This window comes from Pontibacter beigongshangensis, assembly GCF_014332515.1.
Classification (GTDB): Bacteria; Bacteroidota; Bacteroidia; order Cytophagales; family Hymenobacteraceae; genus Pontibacter; species Pontibacter beigongshangensis.
In genome coordinates, this window is sequence record NZ_VFSD01000002.1 from 96,963 (window position 1) to 117,786 (window position 20,824).

Consider the following 20,824-nt stretch of genomic DNA (forward strand, 5'->3'; position numbering starts at 1 on the left):
TAAGAAAACAAATCCCAAGTTATTCTCCTACAGATTCAATTTAAAATGCAAAATACCAAACTGCATGGAAGCTGTAAAACCAAAGCCACTTCATTAGCTACTCCCCTTCCAAGGCGAATTATTCGAATGAAAAAGGCCCTCCGGAGCTACTGCTGCTGCACACGAGTTGGCTAGAACCAAAAAGTTTCACCAGCCAGAAACCACCAAACAAGAAGCTCCTGCAGTCTATACCGCAGGAGCTTTTCATCAAAAAGATAAAATCTTGTGTCGTGCGTCTTATTACAGCGCCCCTTGCACAATTTCATCCACAATCTCCGGGTCGAGGAGGGTGGCGGTGTCGCCGAGGTTGGAGGTGTCGCCTTCGGCTACTTTACGCAGGATACGACGCATGATCTTGCCGGAGCGCGTTTTGGGCAAACCCGATACGATCTGAATTTTGTCGGGTTTGGCAATCTTACCAATCTTTTTGGCCACCGTCTCCACAATTTCGGCGCGCAGGTTGTCTACATTTCGGGGAGGCTCGTTGCAGATAACGAAGGCATAGATGCCCTGCCCTTTTACATCGTGCGGGTAGCCCACCACCGCCGACTCCACCACATGCTTGTTGTGGTTAATGGCCTCCTCGATCTCAGCGGTACCAAAGCGGTGCCCCGATACGTTGATCACATCGTCTACGCGACCAATGATGCGGTACAGGCCTTCTTTGTTGCGCTTGGCGCCATCGCCGGTAAAGTAGTAGCCTTTGTAGGTCGAGAAGTAGCTCAGGCGGCAGCGCTCGTGGTCGCCGTAGGTGGTGCGGATCATGCCGGGCCACGGGAACTTCATGCACAGGTAACCTTCTACTTCGTTGTCGGTAATCTCGTTGCCGTCGCTGTCGAGCAGCACGGGCTGCACACCGGGTAGCGGGAAGGCGGCATGGCTCGGCTTGGTGGGCGTAACGCCTGCCAGCGAGGAGATCATGATGCCACCTGTTTCGGTTTGCCACCAGGTATCTACGAGCGGGCATTCTTCTTTGCCCACGTGGATGTAGTACCAGTACCAGGCTTCTTCGTTTATCGGCTCCCCCACCGAGCCCAGCACCTTCAGCGAGTCGAGGCTGTAGGAGAGCACGTGGTCTTCGCCGGCCCCCATCAGTGAGCGGATGGCGGTAGGCGCGGTATAGAATATATTTACGCCAAACTTATCGACCACCTGCCAGAAACGGCCAGCATCGGGGTAAGTCGGGATGCCCTCAAACATCAGGGTGGTGGTACCATTCAGCAGCGGGCCGTAGAGCAGGTAGGTGTGCCCGGTAACCCAGCCGATATCGGCGGTGCACCAGAACACGTCGCTCTCTTCGGGCTGAAACACGTTGCTAAAGCTGTACTGCGCATACACCATGTAGCCGCCTACGGTGTGCACTACGCCTTTTGGCTTGCCGGTGGAGCCGGAGGTGTAGAGAATGAACAGCAGATCTTCGGCATCCATCTCTTCGGCAGGGCACTCTTTGGCGGCATTTAGAACTTCGTCGTGGTACCACACATCGCGGCCTTCTACCATGTTCACGGCCCAGCCCAGGCGCTCCACCACAATTACTTTTTCTACAGAAGGGCAGGTCTGCAGGGCCTCGTCCACTACCCGTTTTACCGGAATCTGCTTGGCACCGCGGTTCAGGCCATCGGAGGTCAGCACCATGGAGCAGTCGGCATCCTGGATGCGGTCGGCCATCGACGCAGCCGAGAAACCGGCAAACACCACCGAGTGCACGGCCCCGATGCGGGCACAGGCCAGCACGGCAATGGCCAGCTCCGGAATCATGGGCATGTAGATGCAGATGCGGTCGCCTTTTTTGGCCCCGTTGTTTTTGAGCACGTTGGCAAACTGGCACACCTTCTCGTACAGTTCCCGATAGGTGTAGCGGATAAAGCGCTCCTTCGGGTCGTTTGATTCCCAGATGAGGGCCAGTTTGTTGCCCCTGGTCTTCAGGTGGCGGTCGAGGCAGTTTTCGGTAATGTTCAGCTTACCGCCAATAAACCACTTTACGTCCGGCTTCTCAAAATCCCATTCCAGCACGGTGTTCCATTTTTTCCGCCACTTAAACGTGCCAGCTATGTCTGCCCAAAAGCCGGCAGGATCCTCAATACTAGCTTTATACGCTTCCTGATAATCCTCAAAATTTTTAATCTGGTAATTTGTCATGGTTTTGGTATGATCTTGTCATTTTAATACGTTTCGGAGATTAGATTAGTAGCAGCGCCGGGTCAGGGGTAGCGCTATATTTTCTGCACAGTCAGCTTTCTGCCTCATGGTCTACCAGCTGTTTCACCTTTTCCACCAGCACCCGGGTAGAGAAGGGCTTGGGCATGTAAGCATCGGCTCCTGCCTCATACGCTTTCCGGATATCTTCTTCTTTGGTTTTGGCACTGATCACAATAACTTTCGCCTGCCCCATCCCGGTTTTCCGGCGCAGATAGCGGCATACTTCGTAGCCATCCACATCGGGCATCATCAGGTCGAGCACCACCACCTGCGGTAGTTCCTGGTCGATACTCTCTTTGGCCTCCGTGCCATTGCGGGCGATGTACACCTGGTAGCCGCTCTTGCGCATGAGGAACTCCAGCGGCATCAGAATTCCAGGCTCATCATCCACAATCAGCACTTTTATCTCACCGTTCTCTTTCATAGAAATTTCTGCTTAGGCTCTTTACTCTTTAAGCTGTAGCAGCTATAATTTTCTCTAAAAACTCAATTCCCCTCCTTGTAGAGTTACTCCGCTGAGTTGGTGGTTTCTTTCTATTCATCGCACCACATCTGCAACTCTTCAAATTGAAAAATCAGCACATCACCAATTATTCTAATGAAAAGGGCCCTCCAAGCCTGTTTGCACCTGCTCCTGCTCCTGCTGCACCGCTGCCACGGGCAGCTCAAACACAAAAGTTGCTCCCTGCCCTGGCTCGCTCTCTACCCACAGCCGCCCCTGGTGCGATTCTATAATCTTCTTACTGATCGTAAGGCCAAGTCCGGTACCTTCAGGTTTGCGGGTGGTCTGGTGGCGGGCCTGGTAAAACTTGTCGAATATCTGTTGCTGGTCGGCCAGGGCAATGCCTTTGCCGTTGTCGGCCACGCTTAGCTGTATGGTTCCCGCTCTCAGCACACCCGAAACCACGATCTTACCTGAGCCGCTGCTGCAGAACTTTAGCGCATTCGAGATCAGGTTTACCAGCACCTGCACCAGCCGGTCGTAGTTGGCAGGAACGGGAGGCAGTGCGGGCGGCATGTTTACCACCAGCGCCACCTGCTTTTCGTGGGCCAGCTGCTGCAGCGCCGCCACGGCCTCGGCTACTACTTCGGGCAGGTGCACCGGCTGCAGCTGCAGCCCCTGCCTGCCCAGGTCGAACCGCTCCAGGTCCAACACCTGTGCGATCAGCCGCCCCAGCCGCTCGGTTTCTGTTACAATGGTCTTCAGGAAGGCCTGCTGCTCTTCCCGCTCCAGCTCCGGGTTATCGTACAGTATCTCCGACAAAGCCCTGATGGAAGTGAGCGGTGTGCGCAGCTCGTGCGTCACGGTGGTCAGGAACTCGTCTTTCAGTTCATCGGCCTCCTGTAGCCGCTGGTTGCTGGCCTGCAGTTGCGCGGTGGCCTGCTGCAGCTCCAGCGAAGTTTGCCGCAGTTCCTTGTTCATCGAGATCAGCTGCTGCGACTCCTTCAGAATATCCAGTACTTCGTCCAGGCTTATTTCCTCCGCCTTGGCCACAGATCCTAGCAGAATATGCGCCGAGGAAGAACCGATAACACCAGCCAGCAGGGTTTCGGCGTAAGTCACTAAACGAGGGTCTGCTCTGCCATCGGCACTGGCGGCTCCGGGGTATTGCTCATAAAACGCTTCTAAGGCTTCCTGTGCCCGCTGCTCCCCCAGAAAGTTGCTGAGCAAAGACCTGATATCAGGAAGGTAAGCCGTGCCTTTCCAGACGATAGAGGATTCCACAGCAGCAGAATATTTAAAGATATCCACAAATACCTCCGCCTGGTTCCGCTCCTTAGAGGTTTGCTGCCCCAGCAGCGACAGCCCCACGTAGAGCCCGATGTTCAGGAACATGCTCCAGAACATGGTGTGCGAGATGTAATCCATTCCTTCCAGCCCAAAGAGTGCAAACGGTTTCAGCCAGAACAGGCCAAACAGCCCCTCCTGCAGCAGGCTCTCGGGCAGCAGCTTTGCCCCCACCACCGACGGCACCAACAGCGTGTAGCACCAGACCAAGAAACCAGCCACAATGCCAGCCAAAGCTCCGTTCCGGCTGCCTTCTTTCCAGAAGATGCCGCCTATAACGGCAGGAGCAAACTGCGCCACTGCCACAAACGACACCAGCCCGATCTCTACCAGCGAATAATGCTCCGCCACCAGCTTGTAATACAGGTAAGCCAGCAGCAGCACCAGCAGAATACTCAGCCGCCGCGAATAGAGCAGCATGGTTTGGAAGTAGCTGCTGCTCCGGCGCTTTGCCGGGCCTGCCACCAGCACCGGCATCAGCAGGTTGTTGCTGATCATCACGCTCAGGGCTATGGTAGACACAATGACCATGCTGGTGGCCGCCGAAAAGCCGCCCAGGTACACCAGCACCGCCAGCAGGTCCTGGCCCTGGCTCATCGGGATGGCCAGCACATACATATCCATATCTACCTGCTGCCCTGCAAACAGCACATTGCCGCCCAGCGCCACCGGTAGCACAAAAACATTGATCACGAACAAGTACAGCGGAAACAGCCACATGGCCTTGTTGAGGTGCTGCTCGTTTACGTTCTCCACCACCGCCACCTGAAACTGCCGGGGCAGAAACAGAATGGCCAGCATGGAGAGCAGCACCAGCCAGAACCAGCTCCCGAAGCCGTTTTCACCGCTAAAGGTCATCAGCTCCTGAAAATCGGGTAGCTGCGCCGCATTTTGCAGTATATCATCGAACCCGTTGAACACGGAATACGTCACAAAGGCACCTGCCACCAGGAACACCACCAGCTTAAACACCGACTCAAAGGCAATGGCCGTTACCATGCCCTCGTGCCGCTCGGTTGCCTCCAGGTGCCGCACCCCATACACAATGGTGAAAACCGCCAGCGTAACGGCCACAAGAAAAGCTACATCGAGGTAAAAAGGCGCTGCTGTTGCCGCCACTCCGTTAGTGCCTGTTAAAATGAAGAGGCTGCCGGCTATGGCTTTGAGTTGAATGGAAATGTACGGGATGGTGCCCATGACACAGATAACCGTTACCACGCTGCCTAAAGCAATGCTCTTGCCATACCGCGCGGCGATAAAATCGGCGAGGGTAGTGATGCGCTGCACTTTGCAGATCCGGATGATCTTGCGCAGCACCAGCCACCAGAGCGGCGCCATGAGCGTTGGCCCCACATAAATTGCCAGGAACTCCAGCCCGGTTGTTGCGGCTCTGCCTACGCTGCCGTAGTAGGTCCAGGCGGTGCAGTACACGGCCATGGAGAGGGCATAGATATAGGAGTTGCTGACCAGGCTTTTGCCGGCGGCAGAACGTTTTTCGGCCCAGTAGGCCAGCCCGAAGAGCAGCGCCAGGTACAGAAACGATAGCCCTATGACCAGCCCATAGCTCATGCCTTACTCCTTTGTACTTTTCTCCTTCTCCCCCTGCCGCTCCACCACCAAACCCACGCACACAATACACGCCAGCCATGCCAGCATCATGTACGCATACAGCACCGAAACTCCGGCCACTACCCCACCCGTGTTGAAAACCGATATCACCGGAAAATTCAGCAACACCAGAAACAGCACCGCGATAAAAAACAGCTTCCGTCCTTTAGCTTTGTCAGTCATGCTTTGGTTAGTTATGAGTTGGAGGAATTCTTCTAATGAAAATGGCCCTCGGGAAGGTCTGCTGCTGTTGATGCTGCTGTTATATTCTTGTCTGAATCTTAATAGGGCCCCTACCCCAAGAATTTACAGAATTAGAGAATGTCCAGAATGTCTCACTTAGATTTGCTCTAAACTTCCTCTATAGGAGAAAAAATATTCTGTTAATTCTATAATTCTGTAAATTCTGATTCTGACAAATTATTCTAATGAAAACGGCCCTCCGGAAGTTTTGCTCCTCTTGGTGCTGCTCCTGGTAATGTTTGGGGTCATGAGCACCCGCAAGGGGTGCGGCTACGAGGTCATGATAAAATATCAACTCATAACTCTTAACTTTTAACTCTTAACTAAACATCAATGGTGCACGGCTTCTCCTGCGCCTCTTGGTATGCGGATCTCCTCTACCAGTTCCTGAATGTGCAGGGGTGGTGCTGGTGTAAACCTCGACACCAGGGTGCTCACCGCAAAGTTGAGCAGCATGCCCAGCGTCCCGATGCCTTCCGGCGAAATTCTGAAAAACCAGTTTTCGGGTGTGTTAGCGGCCGGGTTAATGAACTTGAAGTACATGATGTAACCAATGGTGAAAAGTAAACCTGTAACCATGCCCCAGATGGCCCCCTCTTTGTTCATGCGGGTAGAGAAAATACCCATAATGATGACCGGGAAGAAAGAGGCTGCGGCCAACCCAAAGGCAAAGGCCACCACTTCGGCCACAAAACCGGGCGGGTTAATGCCAAAGTAGCCGGCTATTACCACAGCTGCCGTAGCAGCCAGGCGAGCCGCCACCAGCTCCTGCTTTTCGGAAATGCCTGTCATAATGGATTTTTTGAGCAAGTCGTGGGCAATGGACGTGGAGATTACCAGCAGCAGACCAGCCGCTGTGGAGAGTGCCGCCGCCAGCCCACCGGCCGCCACCAGAGCAATAACCCAGTTCGGCAGCCGCGCGATTTCGGGGTTAGCCAGCACCATAATGTCTTTGTCGATCATCAGCTCGTTGCGCTCTGGATCTTTTACGTACTGAATTACACCGTCCGCGTTTTTATCTTCCACGCCAATCAGACCGGTTTTCTGCCAGTTCCCTACCCATTGCGGCATAGAAGAAATGGGCTGATTGCTGGTGGTGCTGAGCATGTTGTACATCCCGAAGGCACCCACGGCAGGTGCTGTGGTGTACAGGATAGCGATAAAGAGCAAGGCGAAACCAGCAGAGCGACGCGCATCTTTTACACGTGGCACGGTAAAGAAACGTACAATTACGTGCGGCAAACCAGCTGTTCCCACCATCAGGGCAGCCGTTATAAAGAACACATCAATAGTGGCTTTGCTGCCGCTGGTGTAGGTCCCAAAACCAAGCTCGGTGAGCAGTCCGTCGAGCCGGTCGAGCAGGTAACCGTTGCCATCTGCCAGCTCACTGCCAAGGCCGATCTGCGGAAACGGGTTGCCGGTGAGCATGATGGAGATGAAGATGGCCGGCACCATGTAGGCAAAGATCAGGACGCAAAACTGGGCCACCTGGGTGTAGGTGATGCCTTTCATACCGCCCAAAACGGCATAAAAAAGCACGATAATCATTCCGATGATAACGCCTGTCTCTATCTCCACTTCCAGGAAGCGGGAAAACACAATGCCCACGCCTCGCATCTGCCCGGCCACGTAGGTAAAGGAGATGAAGATGGCGCAGATGACGGCCACCAGGCGCGCCGTTTTAGAGTAGTAGCGGTCGCCAACAAAATCGGGCACAGTGAACTTGCCGAACTTGCGCAGGTACGGGGCCAGCAGCAGGGCCAGCAGCACATAGCCACCCGTCCAGCCCATCAGGTACACCGAGCCGTCGTAGCCCATAAAGGAGATGAGGCCTGCCATGGAGATAAAGGAGGCCGCCGACATCCAGTCGGCGGCTGTGGCCAGCCCGTTGGCAAGCGGCGAGACGCCACCGCCGGCCACGTAAAACTCTTTCGTAGATCCGGCTCTGGACCAGATGGCGATACCGATGTAAATAGCAAATGTAATCCCGACGATAATATAGGTCCAGGTTAAGATTCCCATGGGTCTGTTCTGTTTCTTGTAGCGTTTAACAATTAATCTTCGTGCACGTCGAATTCGCGGTCGAGCCGGTTCATGAGCCACACGTACACAAAAATGATGAGCACAAAGGCGTAAATAGAACCCTGCTGTGCAAACCAGAACCCCAGCTTAAAACCTGCAAACCGGAACTGATTCAGCTCCTCGGTGAACAAAATGCCGCAGCCAAACGACACAAAAAACCAGATGCTCAGCAACATGATCAGGATCCGGACATTGCGCCGCCAGTATTCCTTCATTCTCGCTTTTTTACTTTCCATTATTTAGGTGCTAGGTGTTAGGTGTTAGAATTTATAAGGTGACGCAGCAGTAAATCGCTATCGAAGGGGAAGCGTTTTGTTACAACTATAGCTGCTTTGCCAGAAATCTAAAGGTAAGTATAGGCAGGTTTAGAGGAAAAGGAGATTTATGAGTATACAAATGCTAATTAGCTATAGCTACTTCAGAAACGAACTGCCCGAATGAGGGAAAATGCATCTGGCAAGGTTGCTCTGCTACTAAAGCCGGCAACTACTCTTTAAAACGTTTCCACTTGATCATCATGTACTTGTCGCCAAGCTCGGTTATCATCATGCCGGCGCCTTTCAGGTTGTCGCCCGACTGCATATGTGCCACCAGCTCGCTGTGGCTCAGCACTTTGTAAGAAGGGTGGTACTCTGTCTGCTCCGGTTGCTTTACTTTGTACTTGCGCACCCAATTCATAACCGATACATGGCTCACACCCAGAATACGCTCTATTTCGCGGTAGCTTACGCCTTCTATGTATAGCTGCAGCGCTTTTGTAACATAGTAGCTATCGATGTTTTTGCCCAGTTTGCTTACGGTAAAATAATAGCTGCACTTTTTGCAGCGGTACCGCTGCCTTTCGTTTATGATGCCACTTTTTACAACGTGTTGCGCTTCACAGCGAGGGCACAAAGGGTGTTTCATGGATGATCGGGGCTTCTTATACCTAACTTACATTTGTTAGCACAAACATATAGCAATTTAGCATATATATATTATTTTAGCGAAAAATATTTTAATAGTGCCTCCTCTAGTGGCGTTACGTGGCAAGCTGGGCAATTATTCTAATGGAAATGCCCTCCGGAGGTTTTGCCAGTTGGGGGCATGAGCACCCGCAAGGGGTGCGGCTACGAGGGGGGCTGTCCTATATCATATATCACATATCTATTACATATCCCGCACCGATAGGATAACTTCGTTGTATTTATCTGTCTCGTGCAGGAATCTCGCTATTTTCTTTCCTACGGCTTCGGGGGCAGACAATTCGCCACTTGCTTTGTACTGCCTGAACTTTTCCACAGCACTGAATTGCGTTGCGTTAGATTCCCTTATCTGCTCCTGCATGCCTGTGTCTACCACACCCGGAGAGAGCGAGAACACTTTTACTTTGGCATGGCGGGCCTCCTGCTCTTTCTGCACGGTGAGCGATAGCATGTCGAGGGCGGCTTTGGAGGCGCAGTAGCTGGCCCAGCCGTCTATCGGGTACTTGCCTGCTCCGGAACTGATGTTGACAACAACTTTAGGGCAGGGCTGCTTGTGGTACACCTGCAGGAAGGTGTTTATGAAGATGGCCGGCACCACCACGTTCACATCCATCACAAACTTGAAGAGGTCGTTCGGCAGTTGCTCCCCCACATAGCCGATATCGCCCAGCACCCCGGCATTATTGACCAGCACCAGCCGCTCCGCGTCTTTTAGCGGGGAGAAAATCTTGTGCAGGTTATGCGCCACTCCTTCCAGGTCCGAAAAATCGAGTGGCTGGAACCGGTAATTCGGGTGCTCGATGCTGTTTGTCCGGGATACCCCGATCACGTAGTTCGACTTATCTTTCAGAAGTTCTTCTGCTATGGCCTTGCCTATGCCTTTGCTGGCTCCGGTTATAATGTAGTAGTTCATGCTGCTAAGGGTCTTTGCCAAATTAAAAATTCGAAATTATAATACATTTGCGTCAACAACAGCCATAAAGGCATTTCTTATAAATATGCTAATTGCTGAGTTGGTTCCGACAGCTTTGCTAGGTTAAGGTCGGCAAAGTATAGATTACGAAGGTTCGTGCCTTGCAGATGCTCCGGCTACCTCTTTAGCCTGCATCCGGGTACACCAATAATACGAAACAGATGAGCAACAGCAAAGCCAGGGCTAGTAAAAATCCGGTAATGGCCGCATCCGTCGTGTAGAGCGTAGCAAGGATTGTTGCCATCGCAGCCATATGTGCGGAAGTAATGTAGCGGCTTTGAGTTGATCTGGCGTCTTTGTTTTGAAGAGCACGGTGCGCGGCCACCTCCAGCAGCAGATAGCCGCCCGCCAGCAAAAGCAGCAGCACGAGGTCTGGTAAGGCGGTGGCAATTGTTTTTAAAAGAACACAGGTATCCGGACGCGGGGCACAGGATTTTATAGGAAGATATGAGCAACAGTTGCTGTTTGACCCTTATTTGGGTGCAAGGCAGGATTTATTTTACGGCAGCCACACAAAGTTTATTCACGAAAATAGCCAGGATTCTGTCTCCAATATACCCCTATCTTGTAAAGGGGTTGAAGATAGCAGGTAGTATGGAAGCATCTGTAAAAAGACAGATCATGGGAGAAAAATTATTTCTGCGCCAGGGATTATATAAAAACAAAACAGGAGCCCCTGCCACAGCAAAAGCTCCTGTTTTCTTAATAGGCGAAAGCAGAAATATCGACTTCCTAACTTTTCAACTTTAAGCTTACAAAATATATTGGCTCAGGTCGCGGTTGCGAACCATGTCAGACAATCTTTCGAGTACCATTTCGCGGGTAACTAGGATTTTGGCGTTGGCACCGATCTTGTCCGGCACATCGAACAGGATGTCATTTAGCAGGCGGCTCATTACGGTGTGCAGTCTTCGGGCTCCAATGTTCTCCACCTCGGCGTTTACCTCAAAGGCGATGGAGGCAATCTCGTCCAGAGCTTCGTCTGCGAAGGAAAGTTCTACTTCTTCTGCGGCCAATAAAGCTTCGTACTGCTTCGTGAGTGCGTTTTTCGGGAACTTCAGGATCTGGTAGAAGTCGTCTTTGGTGAGGCTTTGCAGTTCCACCCGGATCGGGAAGCGACCCTGCAACTCCGGGATCAGGTCGGATGGCTTGGCCACGTGGAACGCACCGGCTGCTATAAACAAAATGTGGTCGGTGTTGATGATGCCGTATTTGGTGTTCACGGCGCTGCCTTCCACAATCGGGAGCAGGTCGCGCTGCACGCCTTCGCGGCTCACATCGGGGCCACCGCCTCCACCCTTTTTGCTGGAACTGGCCACCTTGTCGATCTCATCAATAAAGATCACGCCGGCGTTTTCTGCCTTAAAAATGGCCTCTTCCTTCACCTCATCCATATCGATGAGTTTAGACGCTTCTTCTTCCAGCAATATTTTGCGGGCTTCGGCGATGGTTACTTTGCGCTTCTTGGTTTTCTTGGGCATCATGCCGCTGATCATCTCCTGGATGTTCATCATAGAGGCTTCGTCCATGCCGGGGCCCATTACGCCCATACCTGGCAGGGCGCTCTGCTGCACCCTGATCTCGATCTTACGGTCTTCCAGCTCGCCATTACGAATTTTTTCTCTGAACTTCTCGCGGGTTCGCTCATTCAGCTCGTAATCGGTGTCGGGAATGGTGTTCGGGTCGGAGCTGAAGGAAACAGGCGCCGAGCCACGGCTCTGGATGGGCGGAATCAGGGCGTCCAGGATAATGTCTTCCACGGCTTCTGCCGCCTTCTGCTTCACCTCTTCTTTTTTGGCAGCCTTCACCATATTCACCGACTGCTCTACCAGGTCGCGCACCATGCTTTCCACATCGCGGCCCACGTAGCCAACTTCTGTAAACTTAGAGGCTTCTACTTTAGTAAAGGGGGCATCGGCAATTTTGGCCAGGCGGCGGGCAATTTCAGTTTTACCCACACCGGTCGCCCCGATCATGAGGATATTGTTGGGCACAATCTCGCGCCTGATGTTCTCGTCGGCATTCATTCTGCGCCAGCGGTTGCGGAGCGCTATGGCTACATTCCGCTTGGCATCTTTCTGACCTATGATATATTTATCCAGCTCCGTTACAATCTGGGCCGGGGTTAAGTTTTCTAATGCATCTAACATTTCAATAGTTATTAATTTGAAATCTCCTTTGTTTCTTTGCAGGCGCCTAAAACAGCCTGGCAAAGCTTTTCTAAAAACTGCGGCAACTCAGGCATTAAAAGCTGAGGAGGTTGCTGCTTTATCTGTTAAAAGAACGTATCTGCAAGCATTTCTAATCTGGAATTTCTAATTTTTAATTCAGCGAAGCCCCTCAGCTGCTCTTCCGCTTCAGAAATGTACTCGTATTGGTACTTACGGTAATATAATGGCTCCCGCCGGACGGATGGAAAAAGGCCGCCCCATAATTGAGTTCAAAAGACCGGACCCGCAACATCGCACCCAGCGAAAGGCCGGCGCCACCGGAAGCCGTATCGAGCCGGAGTTCCTTGCGGCGCAGGTGGTTATATCCCGCCCTTATCTGAAAGTTCTTGCTGAACACGAACTCTGCGCCAGCCACAAAATGGCGGGCAATCTTATCGCCCAGCTTTTTTTCTTCTTTTATCTCTTCGCCGTTCGCATCCAGGGGGCCTCTTTGGTTTGGGTCGAGGTACACAATATCGAACTGGTAGAGGCGGTGCGCCGTGAGCGACAGCCGCACCGGCATGTGCTCGGGCTTGTAGCTCAGTCCCAGCTGCGCATCGAAAGGCATGGGCTGCCGCTCCCCCCCGTCAAAAGGTTTTACCTGATAGCCGATGTTCTTAAATGCCAGCCCTACGGTGAGGTCCTCCTCGGGGTGTTTAAACGTGCCGCCCACATCGGCCAGCAGGCCCACCGCTTTATCGCCGGCCATACTTGATACCGCCATTTTTAGGGTGGCTCCAATGGTAAAGGCCTCTGTTTGCCGGGCATGGCTCAGGCTAAAGGTATAATCGTTTACGCTGAACGTGCCCAGTTCCATGCCGTTGGCATCGCGGCGGATAAAGTCGCCGTAGTTGATGTAGTTCAGACCGACGGCATAGCGCCCGAACCGCTCGCTGTTGAAGGCATAGGCCAGATTGCTGTGGGTGATGTCGGCCAGGTAGCCGGTGTAGCTCAGCGAGAGTTGGTTGTCCATTTCCGACTGGAGCAAGCCCGGGTTAGAGGCCACCATGTTCACATCGTGGCTCCAGGAACTAACGTTAACGCCGCCCATCGCTGCCAGCTTTGCATTAGTAGGCAACTCCAGAAACGAAAAGCTCCGCTGCCCCCCGATCTGCGCCTCCGCCCCCAGTACAAAGCCAATGAGCATAGCTACACACGCACTTACTTTTTTTATCATGCTCTCAAGATAAGCAGCTTCTTATTAATTGTTAAATGGCTGAATGGCTAAATTGTTGATCGGAAATCGTTTAGCGCTTCAAAATTCTTTCGCCGAACGCCTTTTGCCACTGTGCCGAAAAAGCCCTGAGGGTTTGGATTCGACTCCAGAATTCAAAATGCCTGAAGCAACCATTGAACAAGCAGCAACAACCAAATTATTCTAATGAAAAAGGCCCTCCGGAGGCGTTGCTGCTGCTGCTGCTATTTCTGTCAGAATAAGGATTTACAGGATGCCCCCATCGTGCACCTCAGCTTTTCAACAATAACCTAAGCATTCAACCATTTAACACCTAACAACCAGCAACCAAATTATTCTAATGAAAATGGCCCTCCTGAGGCGCTGCTGCTGGCTCCGAAATACTTCCTTAGAAGCAATTCCAGGAATTAGCTTCGGGCACAGTGTCAGAACGTCGTAAACCGTGTTTTCTGATATTGAGTATAAAATGCCGCACAAAGCATCGGCTCCGCATTACTCTGCAGCAGCTTTCTCTTCCGTTACCGTCAGTTTGAGCGGGTGCTTTACTTTCTCTTTCAGCAAGGCCAGTTGTACCACTTCGTCCACTCTGTCTACGTAGTGTATCTTCAGGCCTTTGATGTAGTTCTCCGGAATCTCGTTTATGTCTTTGCGGTTTTTCTGGCAAAGGATTACATCAGAGATCCCGGCACGGCGTGCGGCCAGTATCTTTTCTTTTATGCCCCCAACCGGCAGCACCTTGCCCCGAAGTGTGATCTCGCCGGTCATGGCCAGGCGCGAGCGCACTTTGCGCTGCGTAAACACCGAGGCGATAGACGTAAAGATGGCAATACCCGCCGACGGCCCGTCTTTCGGAACGGCACCCTCCGGAAAGTGAATGTGCAGGTCGTACTGGTCGAACAGGCGGTAATCGATCTCCAGCAGGTCGGCGTGCGCCTTCAGGTAAGAAATGGCCGTCATCGCCGATTCTTTCATCACATCGCCCAGTTGCCCCGACAGCGTCAGTTTTCCTTTGCCTTTGCTCAGGATAGATTCGATAAACAGGATGTCGCCGCCCACTGAGGTCCAGGCCAGGCCTGTCACAACACCGGCTGTATCAATATCCTGGTAAATCTCTTTGTCGAAAATCTCTGACCCCATGATCTTCACCACATCCTCGGGCTTTATAGAAGGCGTGAATTCTTCTTCCATGGCCTTGAGCTTGGCGGTGTTCCGGATCAGCTGGCCCAGCTTTCGCTCCAGGTTCCGCACGCCAGACTCACGGGTATAGTCTTCAATCACTTTCTGGATAGTGGCCTTCGACAGTTTCACATCTTCTTCCAGCAGCCCGTGCTCCTTTATCTGTTTGGGCACCAGGTGGCGTTTGGCAATCTCTGTTTTCTCTTCCAGCGTGTAGCCCGTAAGCTCGATTATCTCCATCCGGTCGCGCAGGGCGGGCTGAATGGTATCGAGGGAGTTGGCGGTGGCAATAAAGAGCACTTTGGAGAGGTCGTACTCCACATCCAGGTAATTGTCCAGGAAGGTATGGTTCTGCTCCGGGTCCAGCACCTCGAGCAGGGCCGAAGAGGGGTCGCCACGGAAATCAGAAGCCAGTTTATCGATTTCATCCAGGATGATGACAGGGTTGGAAGAGCCGATTTTTTTGATCTGGTTGATGATCTTACCCGGCATGGCACCCACATAAGTGCGGCGGTGCCCCCGGATCTCAGCCTCATCGCGCACGCCTCCCAATGACATCCTGACATACTCACGCCCCAGGGCCTTGGCCACCGATCGCCCCAGCGAGGTTTTACCCACGCCCGGAGGTCCGTAGAGGCACAGGATCGGGGCTTTCATGTCCTGCTTCAGCTTCAGCACGGCCAGGTATTCTATAATCCGGTCCTTCACCTTCTCGAGGCCGTAGTGGTCGGCGTCCAGAATTTTTTTGGTGCGCTTCAGGTTAAAGTTGTCTTTGGTGTATTCGTTCCAGGGCAGGTCCAGCAGGAACTCCAGGTAATTTACCGCCACCGGATACTCGGCCGCCTGCGGGTTTACGCGCGCCAGCCGCTCTATCTCTTTGCTGAAGTGCTTGGCTACTGGCTCGGGCCATTTCTTTTTGGCGGCCCGCTCCCGGAAGCGGGCAATCTCTTGGTCGGGGCCCTCCTGCCCCAGTTCATCCTGCAGCACCTTTATCTGCTGGCGCAGAAAATAGTCGCGCTGCTGTTGGTCTATGTCGGTGTGTACTTTGGTGTGGATCTCCTGTTTGAGCTCCAGCAACTGTATTTCGCGCAGCATCAGCTCCAGCAGGTGGGTGCCCCGCTCTGCGCCATCGTTCACCTCCAGCAGCTGCTGCTTCTGGGCCACCTCCACGTTCAGGTTCGAGGAGAGGAAGTGCGTCAGAAAACTGGGGCTGTCGATGTTGTCGAGGGCTACCTGCGCCTCCTGCGGAATTTCAGGGCTGAGTTTCAGCATTTTAGCGGCCGCGTCTTTGAGCGACTGCACCAGCGCCTTAATCTCTTTGCTTTTTTTGTTCGGGAATGTTTCGGTGCAATAGCTGATGCGGGCCTGCAGAAAAGGGTCTTCCTGCGTGATCTCCTCTACTTTAAAGCGGCTCTGCCCCTGTATAATAATAGTGGTGTTGCCATCGGGCAGCACCAGCATTTTAAGTATTTTGGCCACCGTGCCCACCTCAAAGAGATCTTCGGGAGAGGGCTCGTCGCTGGTCATGTTCTTTTGGGCCACAACACCAATGGTCTTGTCACCTTTGTGGGCCTTGCGCACCAGCCGTACCGATTTTTTGCGGCTCACTGTAATAGGCAGCACCACCCCAGGAAACAGCACGGTATTCCGGACGGCCAGGATTGGCAGCTCATCAGGCAGATCGTCGGTAGACATGTTTTCGTCCGGATCCAGGGTGATAATCGGAATCATGTCATCATTATCGTCTACATTGATCTCGCTCATCAAAAGCTGGTGTAAAAAGTTGTTTGCGTTATAGGTCATAAGTCTGATTAGTGCCAATTTGACAGAAATGAAGCAGCAGGAAGCTTTATTTCTTAGTAGTACGTGTATAGTCAAGAGCTGTGCCAGGCACACCATCTCTTTCTTTTTGTCTTGAAAAGCTGCTATCAGCCAGCCGTTATGCAAAAATAAAAAGCTCCCGACCGTCTTTTGTTTCTGAATTTATTGCTTAAAACAATATCTTTGAGCTGATAGCAAATTTACTCGGGTTAATGAGGTTCAACTCCCTTTTTGGGCTCTTTTTGTGTTTTTTTCTGTTGCCATTTCTCAGCACCGGCCAGTACAAGCATGTCCCGTTAGATTCAGCCCGGATAAAAACCCAGCGAAATGCGCCCGCTGCCAGCTTCCAGCTGCAATTTCCCAATATTAATGTAATCCCGTACTACAGCGACCGTAAATTATTGTCGACCATTCAGAAGCTGGAGAGGCGAAAGCAGTATGATCAGGTGCTCCCTCTGCTCGAAAAGTACGTCGGCAATTTCGGCATCGAGAATTTTTACAAAGACACGAACCTGCTCTGGCGGCTGGGCCAGCTCTACGAACGCCAGCAACAGCAGGAAAAGGCCATTTCGCTGTACCGGCTGGTGCTGAAGCACCACCGCTCCGACGCCCGGCGTGTGCAGTCTTACTACGACTCGCTGGAACAGAACACCAGGGACTACTACGTGCCGCTTAATTATTACTACGAGCTGGTGGAGTACCGCAAAAAGATAACTACGTTTAAGCCGCCAAAAGGTGTTTACCTGAACATGGGCAACGCCATCAACTCGCCTTACGAAGATTACGGGCCTGCCCTTAGCCGCGACAAGGAGCTGCTGATTTTCACCTCTAAGCGCAAATTTAAGGGAATTAACAGTAAGCCAAACGAAGATTTGTTTTATTCTAACCAGGTAAACGGCTACTGGCAGGAGGCAAAGGCATTTGGGAAACCCATCAACAGCATTTACAACGAGGGCTCTGCCTGCATCAGCCGCGACGGCAAAACCATGTACTTTGCCCGCTGCGAAGCCCCCGACGGCTACGGCAACTGCGACCTCTACTCGGCCCAGCTGCAACCCGACGGCACCTGGGGCCAGATCAAAAACCTTGGCCCGCAGGTGAACAGCTACGCCTGGGACTCGCAGCCCAGCCTATCGCCTACCGAAGACACCCTGTACTTTGCCTCCGACAGGCTGGGCGGTTTTGGCCTTTCTGATATTTACTTTACGCACAAGCGCAAAAACGGCGACTGGGCTCCGGCCAAAAACATGGGTCCTGTCATTAACACCCGCGAGAGTGAGGTCAGCCCTTTTTTCCACCCGCTTTACCAGGTACTGTATTTCAGCTCGCGCGGCCAGCTATTTAATTTTGGCGACTTCGATATTTACAAAACCTATAAAGTGAACGGCAGATGGCAGGAGCCGCTTAACATTGGTCCGCTGGTAAATGGCAAAGGCAGCGAGTACTATTTCACCATCGATACCGACTCTAAAAACCTCTACTACGCCCGCTCCGAAGCCGACGACATCGAGAACCTGGACCTGTTCTCGTTTCCGCTGCCCATGGAGGCGCACCCGCTTGCCGTTACCAAAGTAGAAGGCACGCTGGTAGACTCTGTTACCCAGAAACCGCTTTCGGGCGTTATCTCCATCATCGACCTGGACAACGGCATCGAGATATCATCTAAATACATCCGGCCTGACGGCTCGTTTGAGTTCAGCCTGATCGACAACTCTCGCTATATGCTCATCATCCAGAGCTCCGACTTTTTCACTATCGAGCGGGAACTGTCGCTGCAGAACGACACCTCGCTGCAGGTTATGACCACGCTGATAGACTACAACATCCCGATGGTTTTTGAGAACATCGAGTTCGACCCGATGGAGTCGGACATCAAACCGGAGATGGAGCCTATCCTGGATGAAGTGGCATATTTCCTGATAGACCACCCCACCTACCTCCTCGAAATATCCGGGCACACCGATAGTGCCGGCAACCCTGATTTTAACCAGGAGCTTTCGCAGGACAGGGCCAACGCCATCCGGCGGTACATTGAGCAGAAGGTGAACCTGGACGAGGGCCGCGTGATTGCCATAGGGTACGGCAGCAGCAAACCGCTGCGCGAAGAGAAAACAGAGGAAGACAAACGGATAAACCGCCGCGTGGAGTTCCGTGTAGAAAAACCAGACACGCCAAAGAAATAAAACTTTTTGTGGAAACAGTTTTCGCTATACTCTTACAACTGCTCACGCGGCCATTAATCTGCCTTTCCTGAAGCTCAGCCCTCTTGCGCTCCACCACCGGCACATAGATGGGGAGCAATTATTCTAACCCAAGTTGTGCGGTAGATAGCCTTTCTGACTATGTCCCCTTGTCCTCCTGAAAGGATCTTGTGGGCGAGAGCCTAAGGCAATGGCCACTGGCCTGGGGTTAAGTTAGCATAGCCACTTGTTAAGACTTGATAGCAGAAGCAGCTTGTTTCATGGCCCGTGTCTTTGTTCTTTTTGTCTTGATACAAAAAGAACAAAAAAAATCAAGACGATTTTGTTTGTCGGGGGCCCCTACCCCCACTCGCTGAACGCTCAAACAAAAAATCGTCATTAGGTGCACCTGGCAACAGTATCTGACTCGTAGTTACCAGCCGCACCACATTATTTAGGGCTGCTACCGCACAACTTGGATTATTCAAATAAAAAAGGCCCTCCAGAGGCCTTTTTTACTGCTGATGCTGATGCTGCTCCTGCTGCAGGCATCTGCTATATATATTATAGTTATTTATTGCGCTTCATAGCTTTTTCGAGCTCCTCGTAGTTGGTCAGGTCCAGGCGCAGCGGGGTAATAGACACATAGCCGTGCTCCATGGCATGCCGGTCGGTGCCTTCTTCGGTACCCTCTACCGGAATTACGGTAAACCAGAAATGCTCGCGGCCCATGGGGTCGGTGCCCGGCACCACCTTGCCGTCGTAGTGCCTGAGCGACTGGCGCGTCCATTGCAAACCCTTGGCGTGGATGGGGATGTTCACGTTGAGCAGGGTCAGGTCGTTCTGGGGCAGCAGCAGTTCCAGGCTCTCCCGCACAAAGGGCTTTATCAGTTCAAAATCAGGCTCGTCGCGCGTGACAGGCGTGCTGAAAGCGATGCCCCTGGTGCCGAACAGGGCCGCCTGCTTGGCCGCTGCCAGTGTGCCCGAATGCCAGGCCGAGTTCCCCAGGTTGGTGCCCAGGTTAATGCCCGACAGCACGATATCTACCTGCTGCTCCCAATGGAAAAGCCCCATGGCCACACAGTCGGCCGGTGTGCCGTTTACACGGTAGGCCTCAAAATTACCGATGGGCGTTGGCTTGTAAGAGAGTGGCCGCGTGGCCGTAATGGCGTGCCCCATAGAAGATTGCTCCACATCGGGTGCCACGATACGCACATCGCCAAACTCAACTGCGACTTCGGCCAGCGCCAGTATGCCCGGGCTGTAAATGCCGTCGTCGTTTGCAATTAATATTCGCATAATTCTTTCTTTTAATTAAAAAGTTGTTTTCAGATAACTTCCCTCTTCGCTTGTTCGTTATGTGTGAGCGAGTTAATCCTTAATAGATACTGCTGTATGCCTGTACGTGTTACCTTATTGCATAATCCCGAAGCCGGATTTGAGCAGTATACCCCCGAAGAGCTGATAAAAGAGCTGAAGAAAAAAGGCTACGACGTAAACTACGCCTCCATCAAAGAAGACGATTACGAAGATTATCTCCACGACCCGGGCGATCTGCTGGTAGTGGCAGGCGGAGATGGAACCGTGCAGAAGATAGCCACCCTCCTGACAGGCCGTAAAGTCCCCATCGGGTTGCTGCCCTTGGGCACCGCCAACAACATTGCCGCCACCTTAGGCATTAAGGGCGAGCCTGCAGAAATTATAGCCAGCTGGAATCTGAACATAAAAAAGCCTTTTGATGTAGGTGTTTTAGAGACATCGAAAGGCAAAAAGCAGTTTATTGAGGCAGTAGGGCTGGGCATTTTTCCGGAGCTTATTAAGAAACGGGAAAATGACGAGGAAGAGTTTAATAGCCGCGAAGAGGAACTGCAGGATGCCCTGGAGCACCAGCAGGAGATCCTAAAGAAAGCAACTCCGTTCAGAGCCACCATTCAGCTGGATGAGCAGCAACTGGAAGGCGACTACCTGCTGGTAGAGATCATGAACATAAAGTATACCGGCCCCAACATGGACCTGGCCCCCAAGGCCGACCCGGGAGATGGCTGGCTGGATGTGGTGCTGGTAAAAGAGCAGGAGCGAAAAAAATTCTCCTCTTACCTGAAAGCCTGCCTCCGTGGCGACAAAAACCTGGACCAGTTCGAAGTCTATCGTGCCAAACAGATCGAAATAACCAGCGACTGCAAGCGCTTCCACATAGATGATGATACCCAGAAGAATAATAAGGAAACGAAACTGAAGCTCGGGCTGGTGCCGCAGGGGCTGGAGTTTTTGTTAATGCAGGAGTAGGCGGCAGCTGGAGATAAGGCGAATTATTCCAATCAAAACAGCCCTCCCGAAGCATTTC

Annotated in this window: 16 protein-coding genes; 3 read left to right on the forward strand and 13 right to left on the reverse strand. The window is 52.4% G+C overall.

From position 1 onward, the window contains the following. Window positions 1-279: 279 nt before the first annotated feature. The 9 genes from acs to FJM74_RS02600 all read right to left on the reverse strand — a co-directional run bounded on the left by acs (window position 280) and on the right by FJM74_RS02600 (window position 10,265). Entirely contained in the window at window positions 280-2,178 is a 1,899-nt protein-coding gene (gene acs / locus FJM74_RS02560; RefSeq protein WP_187260996.1) for an acetate--CoA ligase, read from the reverse strand. A gap of 91 nt (window positions 2,179-2,269) precedes the next feature. Continuing rightward, window positions 2,270-2,662 (reverse strand): response regulator transcription factor, encoded by a 393-nt coding sequence (locus FJM74_RS02565; protein ID WP_187260997.1) that lies wholly within the window; start codon window positions 2,660-2,662, stop codon window positions 2,270-2,272. A 171-nt stretch (window positions 2,663-2,833) separates the two neighbouring features. Continuing rightward, window positions 2,834-5,596: a sensor histidine kinase gene (locus tag FJM74_RS02570; RefSeq protein ID WP_187260998.1), complete on the reverse strand. Its 2,763-nt coding sequence runs from the start codon at window positions 5,594-5,596 to the stop codon at window positions 2,834-2,836. A 3-nt stretch (window positions 5,597-5,599) separates the two neighbouring features. Further along, window positions 5,600-5,818, reverse strand: coding sequence for a hypothetical protein (locus tag FJM74_RS02575; RefSeq protein ID WP_187260999.1), 219 nt, complete (start codon window positions 5,816-5,818; stop codon window positions 5,600-5,602). 390 nt (window positions 5,819-6,208) lie between these two features. Next, a complete protein-coding gene (locus tag FJM74_RS02580; protein ID WP_187261000.1) occupies window positions 6,209-7,900 on the reverse strand; it encodes a sodium:solute symporter family protein in 1,692 nt (563 codons plus the stop codon). Between the two features lie 32 nt (window positions 7,901-7,932). Beyond that, window positions 7,933-8,196, reverse strand: coding sequence for a DUF4212 domain-containing protein (locus FJM74_RS02585; RefSeq protein ID WP_187261001.1), 264 nt, complete (start codon window positions 8,194-8,196; stop codon window positions 7,933-7,935). A gap of 250 nt (window positions 8,197-8,446) precedes the next feature. Beyond that, window positions 8,447-8,866 (reverse strand): IS1/IS1595 family N-terminal zinc-binding domain-containing protein, encoded by a 420-nt coding sequence (locus FJM74_RS02590; protein ID WP_187261002.1) that lies wholly within the window; start codon window positions 8,864-8,866, stop codon window positions 8,447-8,449. A 243-nt stretch (window positions 8,867-9,109) separates the two neighbouring features. Then, window positions 9,110-9,838 carry an SDR family NAD(P)-dependent oxidoreductase gene (locus FJM74_RS02595; protein ID WP_187261003.1) on the reverse strand — a complete coding sequence of 243 codons (729 nt, stop codon included), beginning with the start codon at window positions 9,836-9,838 and terminating at the stop codon, window positions 9,110-9,112. A 184-nt stretch (window positions 9,839-10,022) separates the two neighbouring features. Beyond that, a complete protein-coding gene (locus tag FJM74_RS02600) occupies window positions 10,023-10,265 on the reverse strand; it encodes a hypothetical protein (protein ID WP_187261004.1) in 243 nt (80 codons plus the stop codon). A 227-nt stretch (window positions 10,266-10,492) separates the two neighbouring features. On the opposite strand from FJM74_RS02600, the gene FJM74_RS02605 reads away from it, so the two are divergent. Next, entirely contained in the window at window positions 10,493-10,648 is a 156-nt protein-coding gene (locus FJM74_RS02605; protein WP_187261005.1) for a hypothetical protein, read from the forward strand. Between the two features lie 2 nt (window positions 10,649-10,650). On the opposite strand, the gene hslU is transcribed toward FJM74_RS02605, so the two are convergent. The 3 genes from hslU to lon form a co-directional block, all read right to left on the reverse strand. After that, complete coding sequence (gene hslU, locus FJM74_RS02610) at window positions 10,651-12,048, reverse strand: ATP-dependent protease ATPase subunit HslU (protein WP_187261006.1); 1,398 nt, start codon at window positions 12,046-12,048, stop codon at window positions 10,651-10,653. A 190-nt stretch (window positions 12,049-12,238) separates the two neighbouring features. Next, window positions 12,239-13,285 (reverse strand): type IX secretion system protein PorQ, encoded by a 1,047-nt coding sequence (porQ, locus tag FJM74_RS02615; protein WP_187261007.1) that lies wholly within the window; start codon window positions 13,283-13,285, stop codon window positions 12,239-12,241. Between the two features lie 510 nt (window positions 13,286-13,795). After that, window positions 13,796-16,282: an endopeptidase La gene (gene lon / locus FJM74_RS02620; protein ID WP_187261008.1), complete on the reverse strand. Its 2,487-nt coding sequence runs from the start codon at window positions 16,280-16,282 to the stop codon at window positions 13,796-13,798. Between the two features lie 419 nt (window positions 16,283-16,701). Here lon and FJM74_RS02625 point away from each other — a divergent pair, with 419 nt between their 5' ends. Continuing rightward, entirely contained in the window at window positions 16,702-18,483 is a 1,782-nt protein-coding gene (locus tag FJM74_RS02625; RefSeq protein ID WP_241738914.1) for an OmpA family protein, read from the forward strand. A gap of 567 nt (window positions 18,484-19,050) precedes the next feature. Here FJM74_RS02625 and surE read toward each other — a convergent pair. Next, window positions 19,051-19,779 carry a 5'/3'-nucleotidase SurE gene (surE, locus tag FJM74_RS02630; protein ID WP_187261010.1) on the reverse strand — a complete coding sequence of 243 codons (729 nt, stop codon included), beginning with the start codon at window positions 19,777-19,779 and terminating at the stop codon, window positions 19,051-19,053. A gap of 96 nt (window positions 19,780-19,875) precedes the next feature. On the opposite strand from surE, the gene FJM74_RS02635 reads away from it, so the two are divergent. Then, window positions 19,876-20,766 carry a diacylglycerol/lipid kinase family protein gene (locus FJM74_RS02635; RefSeq protein WP_187261011.1) on the forward strand — a complete coding sequence of 297 codons (891 nt, stop codon included), beginning with the start codon at window positions 19,876-19,878 and terminating at the stop codon, window positions 20,764-20,766. The last annotated feature ends 58 nt before the right edge of the window (window positions 20,767-20,824 follow it).

Excerpts from the sequence above, each read along its gene's own strand:
- FJM74_RS02595 (WP_187261003.1), bottom strand. The coding sequence starts at position 9,838 with ATGAACTACTACATTATAACCGGAGCCAGCAAAGGCATAGGCAAGGCC.
- FJM74_RS02570 (WP_187260998.1), bottom strand. The coding sequence starts at position 5,596 with ATGAGCTATGGGCTGGTCATAGGGCTATCGTTTCTGTACCTGGCGCTG.
- FJM74_RS02575 (WP_187260999.1), bottom strand. The coding sequence starts at position 5,818 with ATGACTGACAAAGCTAAAGGACGGAAGCTGTTTTTTATCGCGGTGCTG.
- FJM74_RS02565 (WP_187260997.1), bottom strand. The coding sequence starts at position 2,662 with ATGAAAGAGAACGGTGAGATAAAAGTGCTGATTGTGGATGATGAGCCT.
- porQ (WP_187261007.1), bottom strand. The coding sequence starts at position 13,285 with ATGATAAAAAAAGTAAGTGCGTGTGTAGCTATGCTCATTGGCTTTGTA.
- acs (WP_187260996.1), bottom strand. The coding sequence starts at position 2,178 with ATGACAAATTACCAGATTAAAAATTTTGAGGATTATCAGGAAGCGTAT.
- FJM74_RS02590 (WP_187261002.1), bottom strand. The coding sequence starts at position 8,866 with ATGAAACACCCTTTGTGCCCTCGCTGTGAAGCGCAACACGTTGTAAAA.
- FJM74_RS02605 (WP_187261005.1), top strand. The coding sequence starts at position 10,493 with ATGGAAGCATCTGTAAAAAGACAGATCATGGGAGAAAAATTATTTCTG.
- FJM74_RS02635 (WP_187261011.1), top strand. The coding sequence starts at position 19,876 with ATGCCTGTACGTGTTACCTTATTGCATAATCCCGAAGCCGGATTTGAG.
- FJM74_RS02585 (WP_187261001.1), bottom strand. The coding sequence starts at position 8,196 with ATGGAAAGTAAAAAAGCGAGAATGAAGGAATACTGGCGGCGCAATGTC.
- FJM74_RS02580 (WP_187261000.1), bottom strand. The coding sequence starts at position 7,900 with ATGGGAATCTTAACCTGGACCTATATTATCGTCGGGATTACATTTGCT.
- surE (WP_187261010.1), bottom strand. The coding sequence starts at position 19,779 with ATGCGAATATTAATTGCAAACGACGACGGCATTTACAGCCCGGGCATA.
- lon (WP_187261008.1), bottom strand. The coding sequence starts at position 16,282 with ATGACCTATAACGCAAACAACTTTTTACACCAGCTTTTGATGAGCGAG.
- hslU (WP_187261006.1), bottom strand. The coding sequence starts at position 12,048 with ATGTTAGATGCATTAGAAAACTTAACCCCGGCCCAGATTGTAACGGAG.